The 26,609-nt window shown below is 55.5% G+C and carries 21 protein-coding genes; 16 read left to right on the top strand and 5 right to left on the bottom strand.

What is annotated here, in order from left to right:
• The first annotated feature begins 23 nt into the window (after positions 1 to 23).
• Together GMET_RS10560 and GMET_RS10555 are read left to right on the top strand one after the other, a co-directional pair.
• Positions 24 to 482 (top strand): MOSC domain-containing protein, encoded by a 459-nt coding sequence (locus GMET_RS10560; RefSeq protein WP_004513110.1) that lies wholly within the window; start codon positions 24 to 26, stop codon positions 480 to 482.
• 152 nt (positions 483 to 634) lie between these two features.
• Positions 635 to 1,804 (top strand): IS4-like element ISGme2 family transposase, encoded by a 1,170-nt coding sequence (locus GMET_RS10555; RefSeq protein ID WP_011363043.1) that lies wholly within the window; start codon positions 635 to 637, stop codon positions 1,802 to 1,804.
• A 263-nt stretch (positions 1,805 to 2,067) separates the two neighbouring features.
• On the opposite strand, the gene GMET_RS10550 is transcribed toward GMET_RS10555, so the two are convergent.
• The 4 genes from GMET_RS10550 to GMET_RS10535 form a co-directional block, all read right to left on the bottom strand.
• Positions 2,068 to 5,262 carry a hypothetical protein gene (locus GMET_RS10550; protein ID WP_049756801.1) on the bottom strand — a complete coding sequence of 1,065 codons (3,195 nt, stop codon included), beginning with the start codon at positions 5,260 to 5,262 and terminating at the stop codon, positions 2,068 to 2,070.
• Positions 5,263 to 5,475: 213 nt separating this feature from the next.
• Positions 5,476 to 6,552, bottom strand: coding sequence for an IS5-like element ISGme1 family transposase (locus GMET_RS10545; protein WP_011365646.1), 1,077 nt, complete (start codon positions 6,550 to 6,552; stop codon positions 5,476 to 5,478).
• A gap of 84 nt (positions 6,553 to 6,636) precedes the next feature.
• The gene (locus GMET_RS10540; protein WP_011365915.1) at positions 6,637 to 7,110 is read right to left on the bottom strand and encodes a hypothetical protein; all 474 of its coding nucleotides are present in this window, start codon (positions 7,108 to 7,110) and stop codon (positions 6,637 to 6,639) included.
• 179 nt (positions 7,111 to 7,289) lie between these two features.
• Positions 7,290 to 7,640 carry a hypothetical protein gene (locus tag GMET_RS10535; RefSeq protein ID WP_004514577.1) on the bottom strand — a complete coding sequence of 117 codons (351 nt, stop codon included), beginning with the start codon at positions 7,638 to 7,640 and terminating at the stop codon, positions 7,290 to 7,292.
• 300 nt (positions 7,641 to 7,940) lie between these two features.
• Between GMET_RS10535 and oah the strand changes: the two genes are divergently transcribed.
• From oah to GMET_RS10465, 14 genes are all read left to right on the top strand, one after another.
• Positions 7,941 to 9,086, top strand: a complete 1,146-nt coding sequence (oah, locus tag GMET_RS10530) for a 6-oxocyclohex-1-ene-1-carbonyl-CoA hydratase (protein WP_004514578.1) — start codon at positions 7,941 to 7,943, stop codon at positions 9,084 to 9,086.
• Between the two features lie 198 nt (positions 9,087 to 9,284).
• Entirely contained in the window at positions 9,285 to 11,246 is a 1,962-nt protein-coding gene (locus GMET_RS10525; RefSeq protein ID WP_004514579.1) for an aldehyde ferredoxin oxidoreductase N-terminal domain-containing protein, read from the top strand.
• A 48-nt stretch (positions 11,247 to 11,294) separates the two neighbouring features.
• Positions 11,295 to 11,834 carry a hypothetical protein gene (locus tag GMET_RS10520; RefSeq protein ID WP_004514580.1) on the top strand — a complete coding sequence of 180 codons (540 nt, stop codon included), beginning with the start codon at positions 11,295 to 11,297 and terminating at the stop codon, positions 11,832 to 11,834.
• A 26-nt stretch (positions 11,835 to 11,860) separates the two neighbouring features.
• The gene (locus GMET_RS10515; RefSeq protein ID WP_238378909.1) at positions 11,861 to 13,012 is read left to right on the top strand and encodes a (Fe-S)-binding protein; all 1,152 of its coding nucleotides are present in this window, start codon (positions 11,861 to 11,863) and stop codon (positions 13,010 to 13,012) included.
• Positions 13,013 to 13,063: 51 nt separating this feature from the next.
• Positions 13,064 to 16,108: an FAD-dependent oxidoreductase gene (locus GMET_RS10510; RefSeq protein WP_011365914.1), complete on the top strand. Its 3,045-nt coding sequence runs from the start codon at positions 13,064 to 13,066 to the stop codon at positions 16,106 to 16,108.
• Between the two features lie 50 nt (positions 16,109 to 16,158).
• Positions 16,159 to 16,926, top strand: a complete 768-nt coding sequence (locus GMET_RS10505) for a hydrogenase iron-sulfur subunit (RefSeq protein ID WP_011365913.1) — start codon at positions 16,159 to 16,161, stop codon at positions 16,924 to 16,926.
• A gap of 188 nt (positions 16,927 to 17,114) precedes the next feature.
• On the top strand, positions 17,115 to 17,567 hold the full coding sequence (locus tag GMET_RS10500) for a complex I 24 kDa subunit family protein (RefSeq protein WP_004514584.1): 453 nt from the start codon (positions 17,115 to 17,117) through the stop codon (positions 17,565 to 17,567).
• A gap of 9 nt (positions 17,568 to 17,576) precedes the next feature.
• Positions 17,577 to 19,484 carry an NADH-ubiquinone oxidoreductase-F iron-sulfur binding region domain-containing protein gene (locus GMET_RS10495; protein WP_004514585.1) on the top strand — a complete coding sequence of 636 codons (1,908 nt, stop codon included), beginning with the start codon at positions 17,577 to 17,579 and terminating at the stop codon, positions 19,482 to 19,484.
• A gap of 11 nt (positions 19,485 to 19,495) precedes the next feature.
• Positions 19,496 to 20,152, top strand: a complete 657-nt coding sequence (locus GMET_RS10490) for a 2Fe-2S iron-sulfur cluster-binding protein (RefSeq protein WP_004514586.1) — start codon at positions 19,496 to 19,498, stop codon at positions 20,150 to 20,152.
• 24 nt (positions 20,153 to 20,176) lie between these two features.
• Positions 20,177 to 21,481 (top strand): aminotransferase class I/II-fold pyridoxal phosphate-dependent enzyme, encoded by a 1,305-nt coding sequence (locus tag GMET_RS10485; RefSeq protein ID WP_004514587.1) that lies wholly within the window; start codon positions 20,177 to 20,179, stop codon positions 21,479 to 21,481.
• A 176-nt stretch (positions 21,482 to 21,657) separates the two neighbouring features.
• Positions 21,658 to 22,125: a GNAT family N-acetyltransferase gene (locus GMET_RS10480; RefSeq protein WP_315971700.1), complete on the top strand. Its 468-nt coding sequence runs from the start codon at positions 21,658 to 21,660 to the stop codon at positions 22,123 to 22,125.
• Between the two features lie 21 nt (positions 22,126 to 22,146).
• Positions 22,147 to 22,938 (top strand): formate dehydrogenase accessory sulfurtransferase FdhD, encoded by a 792-nt coding sequence (fdhD, locus tag GMET_RS10475; RefSeq protein WP_004514589.1) that lies wholly within the window; start codon positions 22,147 to 22,149, stop codon positions 22,936 to 22,938.
• Between the two features lie 184 nt (positions 22,939 to 23,122).
• Positions 23,123 to 24,301: an acyl-CoA dehydrogenase family protein gene (locus tag GMET_RS10470; protein WP_004514590.1), complete on the top strand. Its 1,179-nt coding sequence runs from the start codon at positions 23,123 to 23,125 to the stop codon at positions 24,299 to 24,301.
• Positions 24,302 to 24,313: 12 nt separating this feature from the next.
• Complete coding sequence (locus GMET_RS10465; RefSeq protein ID WP_004514591.1) at positions 24,314 to 25,489, top strand: thiolase family protein; 1,176 nt, start codon at positions 24,314 to 24,316, stop codon at positions 25,487 to 25,489.
• A 43-nt stretch (positions 25,490 to 25,532) separates the two neighbouring features.
• Here GMET_RS10465 and GMET_RS10460 read toward each other — a convergent pair whose 3' ends face one another.
• Positions 25,533 to 26,489 (bottom strand): IS110-like element ISGme8 family transposase, encoded by a 957-nt coding sequence (locus GMET_RS10460; protein WP_004513407.1) that lies wholly within the window; start codon positions 26,487 to 26,489, stop codon positions 25,533 to 25,535.
• Between the last annotated feature and the right edge of the window lie 120 nt (positions 26,490 to 26,609).

The following is a 26,609-nucleotide window of genomic DNA, read 5'->3' as shown; positions in this document are numbered from 1 at the left end:
CGTGAAGACCAAAGGAGAATCCGATGGGTAAAGTCATGGCAGTCTGCCTGAGCAAGAACAAAGGCGAACGGAAGACCCCGGTGGACAGTGTCCGCTTGGTCCCGAACCATGGCATCGACGGCGATGCCCACGCGGGGGATTGGCATCGCCAGGTAAGCCTCCTGGCGCAGGAAAGCATTGAGAAAATGCAGCGTATGGGACTCTCGGTGCAGGCGGGGGATTTTGCCGAGAACATCACCACCGTGGGAATCGATCTCCCCGGCCTGCCGATCGGAACACGGCTCAACGTGGGAGAGACGACCCTGGAAGTTACCCAGATAGGGAAGGAATGCCACACGCGCTGTGCCATCTATTACCAGGCCGGCGACTGCGTCATGCCGAAGGAAGGTATCTTCGCAAGAGTCGTGCGCGGTGGCGGGATACGGCCGGGGGATGCCATCGAAGTCGTAAAGCCTGTGAACAACCCCCGGCTATCCGATTGAACTTCGTTTGTTGATCGGCATTACTACTGTCCGGTAAACTTTGATTGTACAGCTGTAACTTGTTGAACTTTATTGCTCTTTGGCACAATTGTTCTTTTTTCGACATGAATTCGTTCTGAGTGTAGCCTTCCTCCCTTTACAGGAGGGGAGCAATGCACACCGGTCCGACCGTTTTCAAACAACTTCTGCAGTTTCTGCCCCGGTACGAATTCAATCTCTGCGTTCGCCGACACCGTGGCGAGTATCGGGAGAAGAAGTTCTCGACCTATGACCAGTTCCTCTGCCTGGCTTATGCCCAGATGGCTGGCCGTGAGAGCTTGCGGGATATCGAGACCTGCCTGAACTCCCACCAGGAGAAGCTGTACCACATCGGCTTTCGTGGTGATGTCTCCCGCACGACCCTTGCCGACGCGAACGAGCGCAGGGACTGGCGTATCTTCCAAGACTTCGGTCATGTACTGATCGGCATAGCTCAGCAGCTGTACCAGGCTGATGCCATCTCCGTTGAGCTTACGCAACCGCTCTACGCCTTTGACTCGACCACTATCGACCTGTGCCTTACGCTGTTCCCATGGGCCGAGTTCCGCAAAACCAAGGCGGCGGTCAAGATGCATACGCTCATTGATCTGCGTGGTCCCATTCCGACCTGGGTCACTATTACCACTGGCAAGGTCCACGATGTCAGGATGCTGGACCATCTGCCGGTTGCAAAGGATGCCATTTACACGATGGACAGAGGGTATGTCGATTTTGCCCGGCTCCACTCCATCCACAAGCAGGGAGCATTCTTCGTAGTTCGGGCAAAGGACAACCTGAAATGCCAGCGGTTATATTCCCATCCGAAGGACAAGGAATCAGGTGTACGGGCAGACCAGATTATCACCCTGGTGACGCAGAAGTCGAAAAAGGGGTATCCGGAGAAACTGCGCCGGGTCAGCTATGTTGACAAAGAACGGAACAAGCGACTCGTATTTCTCACGAACAACTTCGAGATTCCGGCAGCGACGGTGGCTGCGATTTACAAGCAGCGCTGGCAGGTGGAGCTGTTTTTCAAATGGATCAAACAGCACCTGCGGATCAAGTCGTTCATCGGAACGTCAGTCAATGCCGTGAAGAGCCAGATATGGGTTGCCTTGTGCATCTATCTGCTGGTGGCGATCACGAAAAAGAAGTTGGGGGTTCCGTGTTCGCTCTACACTTTTCTACAGATTCTGGAGGTCAACTTGTTCGAGAAAAAGCCCATTTCATCGCTGGTTGCGGAGGCTCTCAAGCGAAATGCTGATTATCCTGAGCGCAACCAACTGAACTTATTCAACTATTAACCGGACAGTAGTGGATCGGCATCCAATTTTGACCCTTTTCGGCGTCTAAGGGTGACCCACCAGCATTGATAACTAATTGATATCAGGCTACCAAGGAAGATTGACCCACTGCCTATGTAGGGTCATTTTTCAAAGCCGATTAATAGAAGAATTTTATGGAGTTCTTTAATTGTCATTTTTATTGCCCAACGGGGGAGAGCACACCGGCTTGACCGGTGGTGCGCTTGGTTGAACAAATTTATATTCTTTATTCCCAGTTATGTTTATAGGATATTTTCTCGCAGAATATATCCAACAACGGAGCCTCTCTCAATTAGAAATTCTAATATTACCAAAACCTCTTCTTTTAACTGCTTAGTCCTTCTTATTTTTTCGCGTTCTTTGTAGATATATTTCCTAACAAGATTTTCAAGATAGTATTGAGTGTTAGTTTCCAACTTTGAAGTCCACAATTGCTTATGGGCGGTCATCATCCCTGACAGCCACGAAATTCCAAAATTAAGATATCTGCTTGCTATATCGTTTAACGATTTCGCAAGCGAGTATAAGACTGATGGACAATGACCGATATTTTTAGCAACATCCGCGAAAAATTTGCTATTGCCGTCCTTAAAAGTATGCCAATCCGTCGCCGTTTCTTTCCATTGAGTTTGTGCGAATAGATAGCTCCTTACAATCCTGTCGACGTACCAATATCCATCGCCATCTTTGCACAGAGCGACTATTTTCCCAAAAAATAGGGTCCAAACTTGCCAAAACCGGTCATAAGCATCTATCCGGTCTTGGGCTAAAACAAATTGCTCTAGTAGCTCAGCCGCCGTTTCTGAACCGTTGAAATTATCCAGGAACGGTTTCAGATATTCCGAAACATCTTGTTCGGAAGAATTCAGAACAAGGTAAGTAAATCTTTCCAAGAATGAATGCCGGACAGAATAGTCAACCTTGTCCTTTTTATCGCGAGACAATAGATGGCTGGCGAAGATTGCAATTATGGTCAGTGCTAACTTTATATGTTCGGCGTGGATTGTCTTCAAGGGAATAAGTTGAAAGGCTGTGTTCAGGATGTATAAATCTGTTTGCTCAATATCCTTCAGATCAGATATTGATACCTTGTTCTCCGCAACTCTTTCCAGAACAGGCTCATATTCTTGAAAGAAGTTCCGGAGGTCCTGCCCATCGGGAATCTCATATACCCCGTTCTCGTAGCCATCCAGTTGAAGCTTCCTCCTCATCTCTACATGCCTGGGCTTAAGCAGCAGATATCCGATAAGCAAGGATTGCATGTCATCAAAATGGCTTTCCCACAATTGATGAATTGCCATGCTGGGGAAAACGCTATAATGGCCTCCCCACATCCCAATCGAGGAATTATCAAACAAGGTAAGGAGCAGAATCATTTTTATGCCGTCGCGTTCTTCTGGATAATATTGCAGAAGTGTCGGCAATGCCGAAATAGCCGAGTCGGTTCCATCAGAAATCTGGTAATGATAATTAGGCGTTAGTGAGGCTTGCGCATACTCCAGAATAACATCTTTGCAAAAATTTCTTTCATCTTCAGAAAGTTTGTCGAAATGATGTTTAGCTAAGATAGAGCAAACTTCTCCCGGTATGGAACGATTGAAAAGATGGAAGCTTTCATCCTCTCCTTTTTTAAACCTGTCGATTATTTCCTTCACTTCCTTTAAAGCGAGTTGAGGGCTGTTTTCATACTGCACATATTGCTTAAAGCGTTCATCCTTGTCCTTCTTGTAACTTGCCCATAATTTCAACGACATGTATTTCATTGGCTCGGAACTTTTCTTAACAGCCTCTTCGCTATATTCCTTAAGCCTTGGATCAATTTCAGGATTGAAATTGATCAGAACTCCATCATTTGTCGCTTCGGTTGTTGGCTTCATCTTGCGTCGATCCATTCTTGCAAGAAAGAGTCTCCATGTCTTATCGCCATCATTCTCTTTAGTCTCATCGGGCAACTCGCTATAATATTTGTCGAAGACAGACCAAATGACCCGTTGTCTCTCGTTGGCCTCGTCCTCGCTTGTTTCTTCGCTCCTGAAAAACTGATAATTTAATGCCAAATTTTCAAGATGCACTTTTCTATGTGGTTCATCGCAAGATTTTATTCTCTCTTCTTCATGGGGAGCATTTTTATAGTTACCTCCTCCAAAATTCTTTTTCAGCATGAGAAGAGAGCTTTTATGAGACTGATCCAAACTGAACCTATTCACATCATATAGAAAGAAAAGCTTTGTCTGGAAAAGTATATTAGCGACATTAAATGTCTTTTCTGGATACGCTAATACTATGCTGGTAACTACTGCTGACAGCGAAGCAGATTTTGAGTTCTTCAAAATATATATCAGCCAGCTTTCGAGTATTTTTGAATCTTGCTTCTTGGCTGATTCAAGGAAGAACTTTTCTAAAGCCATGTGAATTGATTCAAGAAGCTGCGTGGAAACCTGTGTGCCTCTGTACATACACCAAAGTTTGTTGCATATGTATTGTTTTATTGAAAGATCATCAATAATAACGACAGCTTCTTCTATTTCATTCTTTCCAACACTAGAACTAGCAAAACATTCAACAGTCTTGTTTGTGAAAGATAAGATGAAGTCCACGGTTTTTTGGAGCGAACACTGAAGTAGCCAATAGATGGGTGTTTGATACGGACTTGATGGGAAATAATCGTAATGACTATGATTTAAACAAAATTCGTCTTCAATATCCATCCGATGGTAGTAATGGTTATATTTTTGAGGAATATAGAACCAAAATAAGTCGGCTATTTCCAAGACATGTTCCGGGAAAATAGCCCAAACTGGAAGAGCATCCATCTCCTTCAGAATTACTTTCATCAGATCATAATAAGGGTCTCTATGATTGTTCCACTTATTTTCTAGAACTTCCTTGAATATCCCCTCCAATTCAGTCTTAATTTCGGAAGCTCCGCTGAGAATGGTTTGCAATATCTTTTCTTTATCATCGCCTCTCGACAGGTAAACATCCTCTTCAATTGTCCATTGATAATATTTAAGGGCTATCAGGCTCGATGATTTTGTTGTCTCTCCCTGCCTATTCTTTTGATTCCATTCATGGATTAATGGGAGAGCAAAATGAATATTCTTAATGCCTATTTTTTCCAAATTATCATGTATAAATCGTATGGCATTTTGCCAGCCTGAACCCTTAGGTTTGGTCAGCACATATTTAATTGATAACAGATTTAAGTCGTCTACCCCTAGTAGCTTGAGCAAGTCATTGTCAACATCCTTACAGGCAAGCCTTAACAGAAAGGTCAGTCTTTTTAATAGTGCCTGATCATTGCTGAGCAATTCTTCTTTGAATAATACAAAAAACGTTGCTGAATGATCTGAAAGAAGAATGGATATCCAAAGTTCATCGTTCCAAAAAGGAAGGATGTCATTTTCTGAAATGATCTCAGCAACGAATTGTTGCATGGATTCGTCTTTAAATTGCAATCTTTCAGATAACCAATTTCTAACAGGCCGTTGAAAAACTCCTTCATTTCCAGGGCAATCCCCTTCAAGGAGATCATTTTAGGCCGATAGTTGCATTGATCTCGCCCTATTCGTTCTTTGAAACTTTGCTTTTTACCTTGATTTGGCCTTTTCGGGCGGGCTTTGCCACCAAGAGTCGCATTATTCCCCTGATTATGCCGTTTTCGTCCCGAGATTGCGCAGCCGGACCAGATTGTATGCCGCAATGGCCATGGTGAAGTACCAGTCGACTTTCGCTATTCCCCGATGCCGGGTCTTGCGGAGATTGCCGACAGTCTTGAGCCAGCCGAAGGCCTCTTCGATCCGCTTGCGAATCCTCAGGCTGGTTTTGTAGCCTTCGTGGCGGGTAGTCCTGCCATCGATGGCTGAGCGGCGGTTAGCGGTGTTCTGAGCAATGTGAGGGGTTACCTTGAGTGCTCGCAGATCTTTGACGCACTCTTTGGTGTCGTAGCCCTTGTCGCCGCCCATGGTGATCCGCTTGTTACCGGCGACGTCTGCGATCATCTCGACTGCGGTATCCCGCTCAGCGGTACCGGTTGCGTGGGTGATTCTGGCATCGACGATGATCCCGTTGCGGTTCTCCATGAGAGCGTGCCCGTGGTAACTGAGCTTCGCCTCTTTGCCCGAGCTTCTCCTGGCAATCCGCGCATCCGGATCGGTGGTGGAGGCATGGGTGTCGTTTTTGAGCTTTTCGCCGTGGAAATCACGCTCCGTGTTACGACCCACTGGAGGCTTTGGTCCATCCTTGGGCCGAAAGCTCTTGATAGAAGCCCACGCCTCGATGAGGGTGCCGTCAACGCTGAAGTGCTCGTCGGACAACAGCTTTGCCCTTCGGGCCTGCTCAACTACTTTTGCCAAGAGCAGCCGTGCCACGTCGGTATCGATCAACCGCTCCAGGTTGGTGGAAAACGAGGAGTGGTCCCAGACCTTCTCGTCCAGGGCCAATCCCACAAACCAGCGGAACAGGATGCTGTAGCTGATCTGCTCCACCAGCAGACGGTTACTCCTGATGGTGTACAGCGCCTGAAGCAGAAGTGCTTTAAGCAACTGCTCAGGAGGAATCGAGGGCCGGCCGGTGTGGGAGTACATGGCCTCGAATTGCGGGCTGAGCTCTGCAAGGGCCTTATCCACCATCGCCCTGATCGACCGCAAGGGGTGGTCCTTCGGGACGTACGACTCAGGGGAGAGATAACAGAACAGAGCTTCGGTTTTTGTCTCGGCGCCGCGCATAACTTTTCTCCTGTAAATTCAGATTGTTACGCGTAAAAATATAGCACAGTTCGCTAACTTATTGAATCAAAAAGGTTTAGTTTTTCAACAACCTGCTAAGGCTGTCAAAGCAGATATTACCATTACAGATACTGATAGAAAGAATGGACTTACTAATTGCCTTCCGCTATCACGATTCATGTCGATATCTGCGTAAGTAGATTCCCAGAACAGAGGTGCTAGCAGTATTTTCTTAGGAACCGCTGCTTTATTTTGGGGTGGTTCTGTACCGAAGCTCTTGGCAATCCTAAGTTCGATGAGGCGGACGTATCCAACCATCTTGCTAACGTAAAACGTTATCATTGTCATAAAGCCGATGATGGCAGCTATTATGTAGGGTATCCATATATATATCATCCCATTGTTTTCGGTCGGATTTTCTTTTAATAATCCAGCTGATAATATGGTATAAATTAGCGTTATGGCGATGTAGTATTTACCAATATACAATCTAATCTCTGTTCGCATAGTGTCATATTCTTTAAGCAGCACCTCTCTCAGCATTTCAGATTTTCCCATTTGTAATCCTCCGGATCAGATTGGGTCCGAGCAGTCTGTTTTTTATTCGGTAACCCGTTATTGAGCAGTTAGAGTAATGCATCTAACGGTAGATGCCTGCATATATATGTAGATGCTTGCATCTACCGGTATATGACTGTGATGCATTTACATATAGATGCTTCGATACGTTTCGCCACTTATCCTGTTGTATCTACATATATATGCTTTTCTAGTTCTGTTCCCGCAATTGCGCCATATCTGACGTACCAGAGACGCTTGTCCGGGTTCCATTTCCCTCCGGCTTCTTTGATCTTTTTACGGTGGTCGATTTCATAGCCTTCAATTTTTACCGCAACAAGGGTATCTGCGGAAAATTTCTCTGGTGGTGGGTTCCAGTCTATGCGCTCGACAATAAGTTCAACCGTTTTGATCCGTTGTCGAGTTGCAGCATCATATCTGAAGCGCACACAGACAAGGTTGTCGCCGTATTTATCGGAGAGACGTTTGGTGCCACGTTGACCGGGTTTGAGAATGAGGCGGGTTTTCATTGTTCTCTCGGGGCAGGGAATTTCGGCAACTATACGCAACTTTTGATGAAATAGAAATTAAAAATCATGAATGTGTGACGCCGTGCTCACACCAGGTTTTCTCCCGATTCCCCGAACTTCTCCACAACATCCGGTAATTTCACGATTCCGCTTCAGGTGGCACCGACGTGGCCGGAGCGTGAAGAAAAAAGTGCTTGACAGTAAATCGGTAATGAAGTACTAATTTACATAAATAGAGCATGAAACGTTGTTTTGAATAGTAGGGCTTGTACGAAAATATCCAACGGGGGAGGAAAAGCAATGGCGAGAACAGACGAGATAATCGCAAGAACCGCACCGGGGCACCTGAACGACCACAATTTGATCGACCGTGAGGTTGAGAGCCTCTGCGACGGCATGGTGAAGTACGAGAAGCGGCCGGCAAAGCGTCATGACGGCAGTGTGGCAGAGGGGATTTACAACGCCTGGATCATCCTGGACAACCCCAAGCAGTACAACTCCTACACCACTGACATGGTCAAGGCAATCATCCTCGCCTTCCGGCGGGCCTCGGTCGACCGCTCCGTGAATGCCGTGGTCTTCACCGGTGTTGGCGACAAGGCGTTCTGCACCGGCGGCAATACCAAGGAATACGCAGAGTACTATGCCGGTAACCCCCAAGAGTATCGCCAGTACATGCGGCTGTTCAACGACATGGTCTCCGCCATCCTCGGCTGCGACAAGGCGGTGATCAGCCGGGTGAACGGGATGCGGATCGGCGGCGGCCAGGAAATCGGCATGGCCTGCGACTTCTCCATCGCCCAGGACCTGGCCAACTTCGGTCAGGCCGGTCCCAAGCATGGCTCTGCCGCCATCGGCGGGGCGACCGATTTCCTGCCGCTGATGGTCGGCTGCGAGCAGGCCATGGTGTCCGGTACGCTGTGCGAGCCGTTCTCGGCCCACAAGGCCGCCCGCCTGGGGATCATCTGTGACGTGGTGCCGGCCCTCAAGGTGGGTGGCAAATTCGTCGCCAACCCGACCGTGGTCACCGACCGTTATCTGGACGAGTACGGCCGGGTCGTTCATGGCGAGTTCAAGGCCGGCGCCGCCTTCAAGGAAGGGCAGGGGCAGATCAAGGAAGGGGAGATTGATCTCAGTCTGCTGGACGAGAAGGTTGAGTCGCTCTGCACGAAGCTGCTGGAGACCTTCCCGGAGTGCATGACCAAGAGCCTGGAGGAGCTGCGCAAGCCGAAGCTCCATGCATGGAACCTCAACAAGGAAAACTCCCGCGCCTGGCTGGCCCTCAACATGATGAATGAGGCCCGCACCGGCTTCCGGGCCTTCAACGAGGGGACCAAGGAGACCGGCCGCGAGATCGACTTTGTGAAGTTGCGCCAGGGTCTGGCCAAGGGGACGCCCTGGACCGAGGAGCTGATCGAGAGCCTCATGCCGACGGCGCAGAAGTAACGGCAGCGCGCCCGGTGCCCTTACTCCGGTGGGGCACCGGGCGTAGGCAGCTGTAAATAGCGTTTAAAAAATGCTAATCAAATAACGTTTGACAGTAAAATAGGTATTGTGGTACTAAATTACTAAAGTGTGGCAAATGTTGGCTTCGGTCCCGATAAGCGGAGCCCGTATCAAGGTGACCTACGAAGGGGTGAGAATATGAGGTATGCAGAGACCGGATATGTGCTGGAAGTTGATCTGACCAAGGGAAGCATAGAGAGGGTGGCAACTGATCCGAGGGATACCGAGCTGTATCTCGGTGGGCTGGGAACCAATGCCAAGATCCTGTGGGACAGGGTTCCCCCTGAGGTCGAGCCATTCTCGCCGGAGAATCTCCTGATTTTCGCCGCAGGCCTGTTGTGCGGGACGCCGGCAACCGGATGCAACCGCACCATCGTCTCCACCGTTTCTCCCCAGACCAAGTTGATGGCTTTCTCGATGATGGGGGGGTTCTGGGCGCCGGAACTGAAGTATGCCGGTTACGACAAGATTATCTTCCGCGGTAAGTCGCCGGAACTGGTCTATCTCTATATCAACAACGACAAGGTTGAGATCCGTGACGCCTCCCATCTGAAGGGGAAGGGGGCTATCGAAACGGCGGAGATCATCAAGAAGGAGCTGAACGAGCCGCGGGCCCAGGTGGCCGCCATCGGCAAGGCCGGGGAGAACCGGGTCTTCTATGCCTCCATTGAGCAGGGGCGGTCCAGCGCCAGCCGCGGCGGGATCGGCGCCGTCATGGGGGACAAGGGGCTCAAGGCCGTCGTGGTGCGCGGGACCAAGGACCTCTGTGTGGCCAAGCCGGAGGAGTACATCGGTCTCTGCAACGAGGTGCTCGACTACATCAAGCACCGGGAAGAGAATCCGATTCCGGACGTGATGCCCATCCTGGCCGGCCTCGGGTCGCCCCAGGAGATGAAGGTCCATGACGAAAAGTGGCACACCGAGAACTTCAACTGGGGGAACGCCCGTACCCGCCGGAAGGACTTCTGGACCGACGAGGTGTCGCACGCCTGGGAAAAAACCATGGATAAGGCCCGCACGCGCCTCATCAGCTGTTACAACTGTCCCATGAAGTGCGGGGCCACCATTTCCATGGAGGGGCTCCCCACCTATATGATGAAGTGCTTCACCAAGCTCACCTATACCATGGCCGCCTACTCGGACCTGGATTTCGGCCTGCGGATCGCCCAGAAGGCCACCGAGTACGGGCTTGACGGCTTCTCCGCTCCGCAGGTCATGGCTTTTGCCTTCGAACTCCTGGAAAAGGGAATCCTCAAGGATTCCGACTTCCCGGGCCTGCCCGAGGGGAACGAAGAAAGATTCTTCTACCTCCTCGACAAAATCGTCAATCGCGACGGCATCGGCGACATCCTGGCCAACGGCACCTACTGGGCGGCGCAGGAGATCGGCAACGGGGCCGAGGATTACGCCCACAACAACATCAAGAAGCATGAGCAGCTGCCGCTCAAGCTTTCCATGCTGAACCCTATCTACTATCTCATGTACTGCACCGGGGAGAAGATCAACATCACCCAGATCGAAGGGCAGTTCCCCCAGGCTCCGTATCCGAAGCTGGAGCAGCGGGAGGCCTTTGTCGAGGACTGGATCCAGGTGCCGGACGAGAAGTTCAAGAAGATCTTCCTGGAGTGGGAGCCCCGCGGCGAGAAGTCGATGCCCAACTTCCCCACGGTCGACATGTGCTGCGACATCGTCGACTGGCAGGAGATGATGCACTACATCGACGACGCTCTCGGGCAATGCGCCGGCCTCTCCTCATTCCCCCTGAAGCCGCCGTACCACATCCACAACTATCCCAAGTTCATCGCGGCCGGCGCCGGCATCGAGATGGACACGGAGAAGCTCAAGAAGGCGGCGAAGCGCTACCGCACCCTGGTCCGGGCCTTCAACATCAGAAGGGGGATGAGGCGGGTCGACGAGCAGCCCCCCGCAAACCACTGGAAAAACAGGTTCCCCGAGCTTGAGAAGGAGCTTCTGGATTCCTACTACAAACTCAAGGGGTGGAACGATGACGGCATCCCGACGAAGGAAACCCTGGACGATCTGGGTCTGGGCTACGTGGGCGATGAATTCATCAAGCGCGGGATTCTGTCGGCCGGTTGAAAAAGGCTTCCGGGGCAACAGCGATACTTGAGAGTGGAGGGCGAGAACTTGAACAGCGAGACGAAGAAGAGAATAGTCAAGACCATAAATATCGATGCCGACAAGTGCAATGGTTGCCGGGCCTGCGAAGTGATCTGCTCCGCCTTCCACGCCATGCCGCCGTACAGCAGCAACAATCCGGCACGCTCCCGGGTCAGGGTGGTGCGCGATCCCCTGAGAGACATCTATGTGCCGCTCTATGCCGGGGAGTACACCGAGTCGGAGTGCATCGGCAGGGACAAGTTCATCATTGACGGCAAGGAGTACGACGAGTGCGGGTTCTGCCGTGCCTCCTGCCCCTCCCGGGACCTGTTCCGGGAGCCCGATTCGGGCCTTCCCCTCAAGTGCGACCTCTGCGACGGCGAGCCCGAGCCCCTCTGCGTCAAGTGGTGCCTCGTGGGCGCCCTGAGCGTCACGGAGCGGGAAGTGGAAGAGCCCGACGAGAGCGTAAAGAGAACCGAGATGGAAATAGGTCTGGAATCCCTCATCAGCAGATTTGGCGCAGACGTGGTCGCCGATACGGTTGAGCAGCTCACCAAAAAACGCTAACTCGACAGAACAGGATGGGTGCCATCGTGGAAACCGTTACTCCATACAAAGAGATCATCGACGTCATCAAAGAGAAGGGGGGCGACTCGCTCAAGTACTGCTACCAGTGCGGTCTGTGCGATTCGGTCTGCCCCTGGAACCGGGTACGGCAGTTCAGCATGCGCAAGATCGTCCGTCAGGGGACGTTCGGCCTGACCGAGATCGAACAGGAAGACATCTGGCGCTGCAGCACCTGCGGAACCTGCCCCAGCCGCTGCCCCAGGGGGGTGAACCAGATTGAGGCCGGGGTCGCCATGCGCCGGATCGGCGCAGAATACGATGTCTATCCCGGCCACGTGGGGACTATCCGCAACGTGGTGGCGAGCCTCACCTCCGAGGGTAACTCCCTGGGGGGCGATCGGACCCAGCGGGGCGATTGGGCCAAGGACCTGCCGGTCAAGCCCTATGCCGAGGGGATGGAGCTTCTCTACTTCACCGGCTGTTACCTGAGCTACGACCCGAGGATGAGAAAGGTGGCCGCTGCTACCGCCGCCATTCTCAACAAGGCCGGGGTTGATTTCGGCATCCTCGGTTCCAAGGAGAGCTGCTGCGGGGAGAGTATCCGCAAGACCGGTAACGAAGAGCTGTTCAAGCGGCTGGCCAAGGAGAACATCAAGCAGTTCATCGATAACGGCGTCACGAAGATTCTCGTTTCCTCACCCCACTGCTACCACACCTTCGTGAACGAGTATCCCGAGTTCAAGGTGAACTTCGAGGTGGTCTTCATCTCCCAGTACATCGGCCAGCTCATCAACGAGGGGCGGCTCCAGATCACCGGCGAGTTCGCGAAGAAGGTGACCTATCACGACCCGTGCTACCTGGGGCGCCACAACGGCATCTACGACGAGCCCCGGCAAGTGCTGCAGCAGGTCCCGGGCCTCGAACTGCTGGAGATGGCGGACAACCGGGAAAGCAGCCTCTGCTGCGGCGGCGGCGGCGGCCGGATCTGGATGGAAACGCCGAAGGAAGAGCGGTTCGCCGACCTGAGAATCAGGCAGGCGGTAGACGTGGGGGCTACGGTGCTGGCCACCTCCTGCCCCTACTGCATCACGAACTTCACGGACAGCAGCCTGGATCTGGCGGATCACGAGAAGGTCGAGGTGAAGGACCTGGCGGAAATTATCCTGGAAGTGATCTAGGAACAACGGAAGCAGAGCATTGAACAGCATTCCAGTCGAAGGGCGAACTCTATGAATACCTCAGACAGAAATATTGGTGACGTACTTATTGTCGGCGGAGGGATCAGCGGTATTCAGGCCGCTCTCGATCTCGCCAATTCGGGGTTCCGGGTCTTCCTGGTCGACAAATCGCCGGCCCTTGGCGGCAAGATGTCCCAGCTGGACAAGACCTTCCCCACCAACGACTGTTCCATGTGCATCGAGTCGCCGAAGTTCATCGAATGCGCCAGGAACCCCAACATCGAGATCATCACCTATACGGAAGTGGAGCGGGTCGACGGCGAGGCGGGAGATTTCCGGGTAACGCTGACCAAGAAGCCCCGGTATATCTCGGAAGAGAAGTGCACCGGCTGCAACATCTGCGTGGACTACTGCCCGGTCAAGATCCCCGATCCGTTCAACCAGAACCTGTCCGAGAACAAGGCGGTTCACATCTACTTCTCCCAGGCGGTGCCGCTGGTCACCTACGTGGACCCGGAGACCTGTCTCTACCTCAAAGAGGGGAAATGCCAGATCTGCGTCGGCGCCTGCAAGACCAAGGCAATCGATCTCCACCAGAAGCCGGAGACCATGGTGGTGGAGGTGGGGGCGATCATCCTCTCCCCCGGCTACGAGACCTTCAACCCGAAGCTTCGGGGCGATTTCGGCTACGGCCGGATGCAGAACGTGGTCACCAGCCTCGACTTCGAGCGGATTCTCTGCGCCACCGGTCCCTACGAGGGTGAGATCCTGCGCCCCTCGGACAAGAAGCATCCCCACAAGATCGCCTGGATTCAGTGTGTCGGCTCCCGGCAGGTGAACGAGGGGGGGAACAACTACTGTTCGGCCGTCTGCTGCGCCTACAGCCAGAAGCAGGTGATCCTGGCCAAGGACCACGACGCCGACCTCCAGGCCACCATCTTCCATAACGACGTTCGGGCCTATGGCAAGGACTTCGAGCGCTTCCACCAGCGGGCGGAAAAGCTCTCCGACGTGCGCTTTGTCCGGAGTTACGTGACCATCGGGCGGGAGATCGAGAGCACCAAGAACGTCACCATCCGCTACTCCACCGTTGACGACGGGGTGAAGGAAGAAGAATTCGACATGGTGGTCCTGTCGGTGGGGCTCAACCCGCCGAAGGATGTGGAGGCCCTGGCGAGCAAGATCGGCATTGAGCTCACCGACCAGAAATTCTGCAAGAACAATCCGTACAATCCCATCGAAACCTCCCGCAAAGGGGTCTTTGTCAGCGGCGCGTTCCAGGGCCCCCTCGACATCCCCGAGTCGGTCGTGACCGCCAGCGGCGCCGGCGCCCTCTGCGGCCAGCTTCTCTCCTACCGGCGCGGCCGGCTGGAGCGGGAGCGGGTCTACCCGCCGGAGAAGGATGTCTCCCAGGAGGAGTTGAAGATCGGGGTCGTCGTCTGCTACTGCGGCGCCAACATCGGCCGGGTCGTCAATATCCCCGAAGTGATTGAATACGCGGCCACGCTCCCCAACGTCGCCTGGGCCGGTGAGAACCTGTTCGCCTGCTCCACGGAGAACGCCAAGCAGATCTCGGACGCCATCGTGGCAAAGGGGCTCAACCGGGTCGTCCTGGCCGCCTGTACGCCACGGACCCACGAGCCGCTCTTCCGGGATACCTGCCGGGAAGCGGGGCTCAACCAGTACTTCTTCGAGTTCGCCAACATCCGCGAGCACTGCTCCTGGGTCCACTCCCGCGAGAAGGAGAGCGCCACCCAGAAGGCAAAAGAGATCGTCAGGATGTCCGTTGCCCGGGCCGCGCACCTGGAGCCGCTGCAGGAGTTCCAGCTGCCGGTGGACCACACGGGACTCGTGGTCGGCGGCGGGGTGGCCGGCATGACCGCCGCCCTCAACATGGCCGAGCAGGGTTTCGAGGTTTACCTCATCGAGAAGGATGATGACCTGGGCGGTATGGCGCGGCGCCTCCACTACACCCTGGAGGGGATGGATGTCCAGTCCTTCCTTGCGGACCTGGTCAAAAAGGTCTACCGGCACCCGCGGGTCCATGTCTGGACCGATGCGAACATCACCGATGTCTCCGGCTACGTGGGGAACTTCGTCACCACGGTGACCTCCCAGGGTCGCAACCGGGAAGTGAAGCATGGCGTGGCCGTGATCGCCACCGGCGCCCAGGAATACAAGCCGACTGAATACCTCTACGGCGAGAGCGACCGGGTCCTGACCCAGCTGGAGCTGGAAGGGGAGATTGTCAGCCAGAGCGAGAAGGTGACGGGCGCCCAGAGCGTGGTGATGATCCAGTGCGTCGGCTGCCGCCAGGCTGACCGCAACTACTGCAGCCGCGTCTGCTGCAGCCAGGCCATCAAGAACGCCCATAAACTCAAGGAGATCAATCCGGAGATGGAGATCCAGATCATCTTCCGGGACATGCGGACCTATGGCCTCAAGGAGACCTACTACCGCGAGGCGTCGGAGAAGAACGTGAAGTTCATCCGCTACGAGGCGGAGACCAAGCCGGTGGTGGAGGCCGCGGGGGATGGCTTCAAGGTAACGGTCCCCGATCCGGTCTTGGGGCAGATGATGGAGCTGGAGGCCGACCTGGTGGTGCTCGCCGCCGCGGTCATCCCGGCCGAATCGAGCCAGGATGCAGGTAAGTTATTCAAGGTCTCCAACAACCCGGACGGCTTCTTCCAGGAAGCCCACGTGAAGCTCAGGCCGGTGGATTTTGCGGCGGACGGGGTCTTCCTCTGCGGCACGGCCCACTATCCGAAGCACCTGTCGGAAACCATCAGCCAGGCTTACGGCGCAGCGGGGCGCGCCGTGGGGATCCTCTCCCGCGAAACCGTCACCGCCTCCGGGGCCGTATGCGATGTGACCGAGAGCGACTGCGTCTCCTGCGGGGCCTGCATCACCGCCTGCAAGTACGGTGCAATCAGCTTTGTCGACACGCCCAACGGTAAAAAGGCGCGGGTTGAACCGATCCTCTGCAAGGGTGACGGTCTCTGCAACGCTAAATGCCCGACCGGGGCCATTTATCTGAAACACTACACGGACGACGAGATATGTGCCCAGATCGACGCGGCCTTTCCTGAGCACTAGGAAGGCACTACACAGAGGGCAGCGGCTGTTGCCCGGGAAGGAGAGTACAGATGAGTACCGGACGAGATCATAAACCCAGCGTAGTCGGTTTTCTGTGCACATGGTGAGCGTACGGCGCTGCCGACCTGGCTGGAGTTTCCAGACTGCAATATACAACTGAAACAAAGATTATCCGCGTAATGTGTACCGGCAGAGTGGACCTGGCATTCGTGCTCAGGGCATTCTCCAAGGGGGCGGACGGGGTGTTCATCGGCGGCTGCTGGCCCGGCGAATGCCACTATGTCACCGAAGGCAACTACGATGTGCTGAAGAACGTGCACATCGCCAAGAAGATCCTGGAGCGGATCGGCATCAATCCTGACCGGCTGCGGCTCGAATGGATCGCCGCCTCGGAGGGGATGCGGTACGCCGAGGTGATGAACGACTTCGGCAAGAGGCTGAAGGAACTGGGGCCGTTGGGCAAAGGGGAAGGAATAGAGCCGGGCGCCCTGAAGCTCAGGCTGGAAGCAGCCAACAAGCTGGTCCCCTATGTGAAGCTGGTGGAACGGGAACGGCTGCGGCAGCGCTTCAAGACGGAGCAGGAGTACACTGATTTCTTCGCCAGTGATGAGCTGAAAAAGCTCTTTGACGAACTGGTGGCAAACAAGCTGGCGGTGAGCCAGATTACGCTGCTCCTGCAGGACAAGCCCCTGAACACGGGAGAGATCGTAACAACTCTCGGCATGAACGCATCTGAAGTATCACGGCACTTGAAGAGCGCGACCATGCACGGGCTGGTCAGGTTCGACGAAGAGCTGAAGCGGTACGCACTGGCCTGATACAAAGGCGGATGCGGACTACGGAAGAGGCACGTGCAAAACGTGATGAGGAGGCCGGGATGCTAGGCGCAAGCGAGCGAGGAAGTGAAGCGTACCCGTTGGTACGTTGAGCTTTCGAGCAAGCGGCAACAACGCAGACCGGACCCGCAATAGTTTTGCAAGTGCCTCGGAGGAAAAGGAAGGCGACCATGGATATCTCTAGAATAGACCAGATTATTGACAAGCATGACGGTGAAGCCAGTTCGCTCATACAGATCCTGCTGGATATCCAGAGCGAGCACAATTGGTTGCCCAAGGAGGCGCTGAAAAGAGTCTGTGAGAGACTGCAGGTGCCCATGAGCCGCATCACGCACATTGCCACGTTTTACAAGGCCTTCAGCCTCGTTCCGAAGGGGCGTCATCAGGTTCACGTCTGCATGGGGACTGCCTGCCACGTCCGGGGCGCCCAGCGGGTCCTCGACACGGTGCAGGAGGTGACCGGCGTCAAGTCCGGCGAGACGGACTCCGACCTGAAGTTCAGCGTCGAAACCGTTAACTGTCTCGGCTGCTGCGCCCTCGGGCCGGTTATGGAAGTGGACGGCAAACACCATGGCAACATTGCCCCGTCCCAGATTGCATCCGTGCTGAATAACTGCGAGTAAGGGTGATTTATGACAAGGTTAAGCTCCCCTGAAAAATTGGAATGTGCCAGGAAGGACATCGTCTCCCGCATTGACCCGACCAAGCCGTGCATCTCGGTATGCGCCGGTGCCGGCTGCCTCGCCTCCGGGGCAGCCGAGGTCATCGCGGCCTTCAAGACGGAGCTTGAATTCCATGGCCTGACGACTGAAGTGAACACCAAGGGAACCGGCTGTCCCGGCTTTTGCGAACGCGGGCCCATCGTGATGATCTACCCCGAGGGGATCTGCTATCTCAAGGTGAAGCCCGAGGACGTACCCGAGATCGTCTCCCACACCATCAAGGAGAAAAAGGTGGTGGACCGCCTCCTCTACGAGGATCCGGCCACGGGAACAAGGGCGCTGCGGGAGTCGGATATTCCCTTCTACAAGAACCAGCAGCGCAACATCCTCAGCGAGAACCTCCGGCTCGATTCCAAGAGCATGGACGACTATCTCGCCATCGGCGGCTACTCGGCCCTCTCCAAGGTTCTCTTCCAGATGACCCCGGAAGACGTGATGGGGGAGATCAAGAAGTCGAACCTGCGGGGGAGGGGAGGGGGCGGATTCCCCGCCTGGCGCAAGTGGGAAGAGTCCCGCAATGCCCCGGACCCGATCAAGTACGTGATCGTCAACGCCGACGAGGGTGACCCCGGCGCCTTCATGGACCGGGCGCTCATCGAGGGGAATCCCCACTCGATCCTCGAAGGCCTGATCATCGGCGCCTATGCGGTCGGTGCCCATGAGGGGTTCATCTACGTCCGCCAGGAATATCCCCTGGCCGTCGAGAACATCAACCTCGCTATCCGGCAGGCCAGTGAGCGCGGGTTCGTCGGCAAGGATATCCTCGGGTCGGGTTTTGATTTCACCGTCAAGGTCCACATGGGTGCCGGCGCCTTTGTCTGCGGCGAATCCTCGGCACTCATGACGGCTCTGGAGGGGCGAGCCGGCGAGCCGCGGCCCAAGTACATTCATACCGCTGTCAAGGGGGTCTGGGACCACCCGAGCGTCCTGAACAACGTAGAGACCTGGGCAAACGTTACCCAGATCATCACCAAGGGGGCGGACTGGTTCACCTCGTACGGCACCGCGGGGAGCACGGGGACCAAGATCTTCTCCCTGGTGGGGAAGATCACCAATACCGGCCTCGTGGAAGTGCCGATGGGCGTTACCCTGAGGGACATCATCACGAAAGTGGGGGGAGGCATACCGGGAGGCAAAAAGTTCAAGGCCGTTCAGACCGGCGGCCCCTCCGGCGGCTGCATCCCCGAGGCGATGCTGGACCTGCCAGTGGATTTCGACGAATTGACCAAGGCAGGCTCCATGATGGGTTCCGGCGGCATGATCGTCATGGACGAAGACACCTGCATGGTGGACATCGCCCGGTACTTCATCGACTTCCTCAAGGACGAATCGTGCGGCAAGTGCACCCCGTGCCGGGAGGGTATCCGCCAGATGCTGGCGGTCCTCACCAGGATCACCGTCGGCAAGGGGAAAGAGGGGGACATCGAGCTTCTGGAGGAGTTGGCCGAGTCCACGGGAGCGGCCCTCTGCGCCCTGGGCAAGAGTGCTCCCAACCCGGTCCTCAGCACCATCCGCTACTTCCGTGATGAGTACGAGGCCCACATCAGGGAGAAGAAATGCCCGGCCCTCTCATGCAAGGAGATGATCGCCTTCCATATCGATCCGGAGAAGTGCAAGGCCTGCGGCAGCTGCTTCAGGCAGTGCCCCGCCGAGGCGATCCAGGGCGGCAAGAAGCTGATTCACATCATCGACCAGGAAAAGTGCACGAAGTGCGGAACCTGCCTGGACGTCTGCCCGTCACGCTTCGGCGCGGTGCGGAAGATTTCCGGCGAACCGGTTCCGGCCCCTGTCCCTGAAGACAAACGAGCTATTGCCTGAGAGAGAAAACCATGAGCGAAATCAACTTGCAGATTGACGGGAAAGAGGTTGTCGCCACCGAAGGGATGACCATTCTGGACGCGGCGAAGTCCGTGGGGATTTCCATCCCCACGCTGTGCCACCACGAGAAGCTTGAGCCTTACGGCGGGTGCCGCATATGTACCGTGGAAGTGGAGGTCCGCGGGTGGCCGAAGCTGGTCGCCGGCTGCATCTACCCGGTGGAGAAGGGGCTGGTGGTACGAACCAGAAACGAAAAGATTGACAAGATCCGCAAGGTGCTGCTGGAGGAGATGCTGGCGCACGCGCCCGACTCCGAGGAGCTGAAGGCGCTGGCCCAGGAGTACGGGGCGGACAGGGATCGCTTTGAAAAACATCCCTCCTTCTGCATCCACTGCGGCCTCTGTGTCAGGTACTGTGCCGAGATAAAAAAGAAGAATGCCGTAGGATTTGTTGACAGGGGGTCAAACCGTGAGATAAGCTTCATTCCGGAAATAGCCGCCAAGGAATGCTGGGACTGCAAGGAGTGTTTCCCGCTCTGTCCCACTTCGGCGCTGCAGGCGGCATACGTGCTGGCCGGGGCGCTGATGACACCTCCCGAGGAGGCGCATTCAGGCGGCTGCGGGTGCTCATGTTCATGCGGCTCCGCGCCGGAAGAACAGGCCGGATAGAATCTTACCTCAAGGAGGAATCACGTGAACCCATTGGCTGTTGAATTGAATGATCTGCTTGCCCAGCACAATCCCCACGTTCTGGAGATGCTGTCCGATCTCGGCAAGAACCTTTTCTTTCCGAAAGGGATCCTGACCCAGTCGGCTGAGGCAAAGGAGAAGGCTCACAAATTCAATGCAACCATCGGCATTGCCACGGAAAACGGCGGGCCGATGTACCTGCAGTGCATCCAGGACAAGCTGTCCGCCTTTGATCCAAAGGACATCTATCCCTATGCTCCCCCCGCGGGCAAGCCGGAGCTGCGCTCCCTGTGGCGGGAGAAGATGCTGCGGGAAAACCCCAGCCAGCAGGGTAAGCACTTCAGCAATCCCATCGTCACCAACGCCCTGACCCACGGTCTCTCCATCGCGGGCGACATGTTCCTCGACAAGGGAGATCACCTGATCCTCCCGGACATGCTCTGGGGGAACTACAACCTGACCTTCGGCACCTGTTGTGGGGCCGTCATCCGGAAGTATCCGACCTTCACCGCAACCGGCGGCTATGACGTCGATGCCTTCAAGGCGGAACTGAAGAACAGCGCCGAGGAAAAGGGGAAGGCGGTTGTTCTGCTCAACTTCCCCAACAACCCGAGCGGCTACACCCCGACCGTTGCCGAGGGGGATGCGCTGGTGGCCGCCATCAAAGAGGTGGCGGAGGGTGGCTGTAACATCGTTGCCATCACCGACGATGCCTATTTCGGCCTCTTCTACGAAGACAGCCTGAAAGAGTCCCTCTTCGGCAAACTCGCCAACCTTCATCCCCGCATCCTGGCGGTCAAGCTGGATGGCGCCACCAAGGAGGAGTTCGTCTGGGGCTTCCGTACCGGCTTCATCACCTTTGCCGATGGCAACAGCTATGAGAACACACCGGTTATGACCGCCCTTGAGAAGAAGGCCATGGGGATCATCCGCGCCCGTATCTCCAACTGCCCGCATCCTTCCCAGACGTTCGCCATTGAGGCGCTCCGCTCCCCGAACTTCATTAAGCAGAAGCAAGAGAAATTTCAGGTGCTCAAGGGGCGCGCCCTCAAGACGAAGGAAGTCCTCAACAGCGGCAAGTATGACAAAGCCTGGGACTACTACCCGTTCAACTCCGGCTATTTCATGTGCCTGAAGCTCAAGACCGTGGATGCCGAAAAACTGCGCGTCCATATGCTCGACAAGTACGGTGTCGGCGCCATATCCATCGGCAAGACCGACCTGCGGATCGCCTTCTCCTGCATCGATGAGAAGGATATCCCCGAGCTCTTTGCCACTATTCACCAAGCGGTGCAGGATCTTTCATAATCACTCCTCGTGCCGGACACTGTTAACAAGTAAAGGCGGTTGGGTTTCCCAGCCGCCTTTTTTTATATTTATCAGCACTCTGCCACACTAATTTTGCATTTAATTGCTTGCCGAAAATCATGCATTGTGGTACTTAAATACCATAATAGTTGTCAGTGACAGGTTTTGTCGAAATCATGAAAAATTCCAATTCGGATACGCATATGAAAGAACAAATTCTCATCCGCAACGCCAGGCCGTCTGATTTCGATGCCATAATTGCCCTGGATGAAACGGGTCATGTCGAAGGAAAACAGGCCTATTGGCGCAGGATCTTCGAGCACTACGTGAATTGCGGAGACAATGACTGTCATTTCCTGGTATCTGAAATCAATGACAAGGTCGTCGGTTTCATTGTCGGTGAAGTCCGTGCCTGGGAATTCGGTTCCCCCCCATGCGGATGGGTCTTCGCGCTTTCGGTATCGCCACGGAACCGGAAGATGGGTATCGGGCAGCGGATGTTTGAGGAGATCTGTGCGTGCCTGAAACGTTCCGGGGCTGCAACTGTGCGGACAATGGTGGAACGCGAGGACAAGCTGACCTTGTCGTTCTTCCGCAACCAGGGGCTGTCTTCAGGCAGGTATGTGGAGTTGGAGACATCATGAGCGAGGCAGGGGGAATCGACCATGAAGAGCATTTACCACTACGACAAAGGTAAACTGGCGGCAACGGAGAAGGAGTTCGTGGGTGAGTTTCCGCTCCTCCTGAATGTCAACGGTCGCGAGATCGCCACTCTCATCGCCTCGCCCCATGATCTCCGTTTTCTCGTCGCCGGATTCCTGCGGTTGCAGGGGTTCGTGGAGAAAGTGGAGGACTTCCAGCTTCTCTCGGTCTGCAACGATTTCGGCATTGCGCGGGTTCAGATCAAGGGCGAACTGCCCGAGAAGTTGAAGCCGGTCCTCACGTCGGGATGCGGCACCGGGATTACCTTCACGATTCCGCAGGCCACGAAGGGACGGTCCGACTCCCTGGCGGCCAGGCATTTCTCGCCCGCGGCAGTATTCGCCATGATGGAAGAGCTGGCCAGGAAGGCGGAGGGGTACCGCAGCCACGGCGGAATGCACTCGGCGGCGGTGGGGGACGGTTCCATCGTTCTCTACGCGGAGGACCTGGGTCGGCACAACACCCTGGACCGGATAGCCGGGGAGGCGCTGTTGAGAGGGATAGACCTGGCAGGCACGATGCTGGTCACGTCGGGGCGGGTCTCCACGGAGATGGTGGCGAAATGCGTTCTTCTCGGCATTCAGCTCATTGCCTCCCGCACCTCTCCGACGGATATGGCGGTCAGGATGGCGGATGAAGCGGGTATCACCATGATCGGCTACGTTCGGGGCGGAAGGTTCGAGCTCTATACCCATCCCGAGCGACTGCGGGTTGACTCGTTGGAGGAGGGATGTGCGTGTGCCACCGGCATATAGTCGCTGGAGTGGCCAGGATGGGATCTGCCCGGGATTTATTTCACTCACGGGCAAAATTATCTTGACTTAAAATCGGTATTCCGGTACTTGTTTACTTGAAGGTGACAGTGTTTTATTTGCCGCATGTGGGAACAGGGGCAAGTCATATACAAACTGCCTGGGAAAGGCCCGAAAGGAGACAAAAATGAGTGTTACTACAGAACTGACGGATTACATGGGGTTCCAGGGACTTCTGACCGACGAGGAGAAGCTCGTTCGTGAGACTGCCCGCAAGTTCGTCAATGATGAGGTGCTGCCGATCATCGAGGAGCACGCCCTGAACGAGACCTTTCCCAGCCACCTGATCCCCAAGATGGGCGAGCTCGGGTTCTACGGTCCGAACCTCCCCGAGAAGTACGGCTGCGCCGGGCTTTCCAACGTGGCCTATGGTCTGCTGATGTATGAACTGGAGCGGGGCGACTCGGGTCTCAGAAGCTTCGCCTCGGTCCAGGGCTCCCTGGTCATGTATCCCATCTACGCCTACGGCAGCGAGGCCCAGAAAGAATACTGGCTCCCCAAGCTGGCCGCCGGTGAGAAGATCGGCTGCTTCGGCCTGACCGAACCGGATTTCGGCTCCAACCCGGCCGGGATGCGTACCAACGCCGTGCGCGAAGCAAATGGCAAGTGGCGGATCAACGGCTCCAAGATGTGGATCACCAACGGCAGCGTTGCCGACGTGGCAGTGGTCTGGGCCAGGACCGACGACGGCGTCAGGGGCTTCCTGGTTGAGAAGGGTACCCCCGGCTTCTCCGCCCCCAAGATGCACGGCAAGTGGAGCCTGCGGGCCTCCGTCACCTCCGAGCTCGTCTTCGAGGACGTCATCGTCGATGAAGAAAAGAGCCTCCTCCCCAACGTGAAAGGGCTGAAGGGTCCCCTGGGATGCCTCACCCAGGCCCGCTATGGTATCGCCTGGGGCGCCCTGGGCGCCGCCGACGCCTGCTACCAGGCTGCTCTGGAGTACGCCCTCAGCCGGATCCAGTTCGACAAGCCCATCGCTTCCTATCAGCTCCAGCAGCGGAAGCTGGCCGAGATGGTCACCGAGATCACCAAGGGGCAACTCCTCGTCATGCAGTTGGGCCGCCTCAAGGACCAGGGGAACTACTCTCCGGCCCAGGTCTCCATGGCCAAGATGAACAACGTCCATGTGGCCATCAACATCTGCCGTACCGCCCGGACCATACTGGGGGCCAACGGCATCATGAGCGAATACCCGATCATGCGTCACGCCAACAACCTGGAGGCCGTCTATACCTACGAGGGTACCCACGACATGCATCTCCTGATCATCGGCGAAAAAGTCACCGGCATTTCGGCCTTCCGGTAAGGAGCGACAGATATGAGTGACGTTTATGTAATCGAATCGCTGCGCACTCCCCTCGGCTCCTTCGGGGGGGAGTTGTCCGACGTGGAGGCGCCGCGCCTGGCCGCCACCGTCATCCGGGAACTGCTCCAGCGTTCCGGCCTTCCTGCCGAGGGCGTCGACGAGGTGATTGTCGGTCAGGTTCTCGCGGGCGGGACGGGACAGGCCCCGGCCCGGCAGGCCATGCGCTACGCCGAACTCCCCGACAGCATTCCCGCCATGACCATCAACAAGGTCTGCGGCAGCGGCCTCAAGGCGCTCATGCTCGGCGCCGATGCCATCCGCCTCGGTGATGTCGGCGTGGTGATCGCCGGCGGCATGGAGAACATGTCCCTGGCCCCCTATGTACTGAGCAAGGGGCGTAACGGCTATCGTCTGGGTAACGGCGAGCTGATCGACCTCCTGGTAAATGACGGCCTCCTGGATCCCTACAGCGGCAATCACATGGGGGTAATCGCCGAGGCCACCACGGAAAAGCACGGCATCTCCCGGGCAGACCAGGATGCCTTTGCCTTCCGCTCCTACCAGAAAGCGCAGACAGCGGTTAAGGAAGGGATATTCCGGGATGAGATCGTCCCGGTGGTCAAAAAGGGGCGCAAGGGGGACGTGACCGTCAGCGACGACGAAGAGCCATTCAAGGTGGACTTCACCAAACTCATGGGGTTGAAGAGCGCCTTCAAGAAGGAAGGGACCATCACCGCCGGCAACGCCTCAACCATCAATGATGGTGCGGCCCTGACCCTTCTGGCCAGTGGAGAGGCGGTGAAAAAATACGGTCTCAAGCCCAGGGCCCGACTGGTCGCCTATGCCTCCAACAGCTTGCATCCCGACCAATTCACCGAGGCGCCGGTGGGAGCCATCGAAAAGGCCTGCGCCAAGGCCGGTCTGAAGCTCGAAGACATTGATCTGTTCGAGATCAACGAGGCCTTTGCCGCCGTGACCATGCTTGCCATCAAGCAACTGGGGCTCGATCCGGAAAAGGTCAACGTCAACGGCGGGGCAGTGGCCATTGGCCATCCCCTGGGGGCAAGCGGCGGACGTCTTGCCGCTACCCTGGTTCGGGAACTGCACCGGCGCCAGGCCCGCTTCGGGCTCGCAACCCTCTGCATTGGGGGTGGTGAAGCAGTGGCGGCAATCTTCGAGCGGGTCTGAAAACCATTTGAAACACAGAGCAACCGTGTTCTCAGTCAACAAATTAGTGCAGAAGTGGAGTGAATTTCGAGTGATCCCACTTCTGGTTGTTTTTCACCATGGCATTGAGGATGGTGAGTAGTTTTCGCATGCAAGCGGTGATCGCGACTTTGTGAAGTTTTCCGGCGCTTGTAAGGCGTTGATAGAAGGCTTTTATAACCGGGTTAAACCTGGCGGCACACAATGTTGCCATGTACAGGACAGAACGCACGGTTGCTCTGCCACCGGAGATTGCGCGCTTTCCACGGAATTTGCCACTGTCCCGATTATAGGGGCATACTCCGACCAGAGCGCCAAGCTGCTGTCGGGAAATGGTCCCCAACTCCGGAAGTGCTGCCAGTATGGTGGCCGCAGTCACAGGGCCGATGCCCTTGACACTGGTAAGGATTTCTTCTTTTGCCTTCCAGGATTCGCTGGACTGAATAAGAGTTGAGATGTCTTTATCAACGTCATCGATCTGCTGTGTCAGCCAGGCAATATGGGTCATGATGCCTTTGCGGACCGTAGGTGCAGCGGAAATCACGCGATTTTTTTCCGCCACAAGCATCTCGACCAACTGCCGGCGGCGGGCCAGCAGTGCTGCTAGATTTTGGCTTGTCTCGTCCTTGAGCGGCCTGATTTCAGGCTTGATGGCTTGGGCAAATCGGGCAATGATCTTGGCATCAAGAATATCGGTTTTCGCCAGCAGCCCGCATGCTTTGGCAAAGTTTCTGACCTGCCGAGGATTAACCACGACCACTGGCAGACCCGCTGCTGATAAGGTGCTGACAGCTAGCATCTCCAAGCCGCCGGTGGCTTCGAGAACAATCCGACAAGGGGCGTTCGTAATGAGCCACGTCGTCAGCTCAGCACAACCGGCATCATCGTTAGTCACCCTTTTCTGGTCACCAGTTGGCATGAGGTAGACATCAAGATGCTCTTTACTAACGTCGACTCCAACAACTGCATCATTGGGTTCCATATTCTCTCCAGTCCCTTTCTTGCGAAAATTCGGGCTCGTTTCGGCCCAAGCAACCGTTCGGGTTGAGGAAAGATGGACACGACGCATTACGCTCTGTGACGGGCTCAATTGGCCCAAGCA

This window comes from Geobacter metallireducens GS-15, assembly GCF_000012925.1.
Lineage (GTDB): Bacteria > Desulfobacterota > Desulfuromonadia > Geobacterales > Geobacteraceae > Geobacter > Geobacter metallireducens.
The sequence above is the reverse complement of the archived record's forward strand: the minus strand, read 5'-3'. Positions and strand labels throughout refer to the sequence as shown.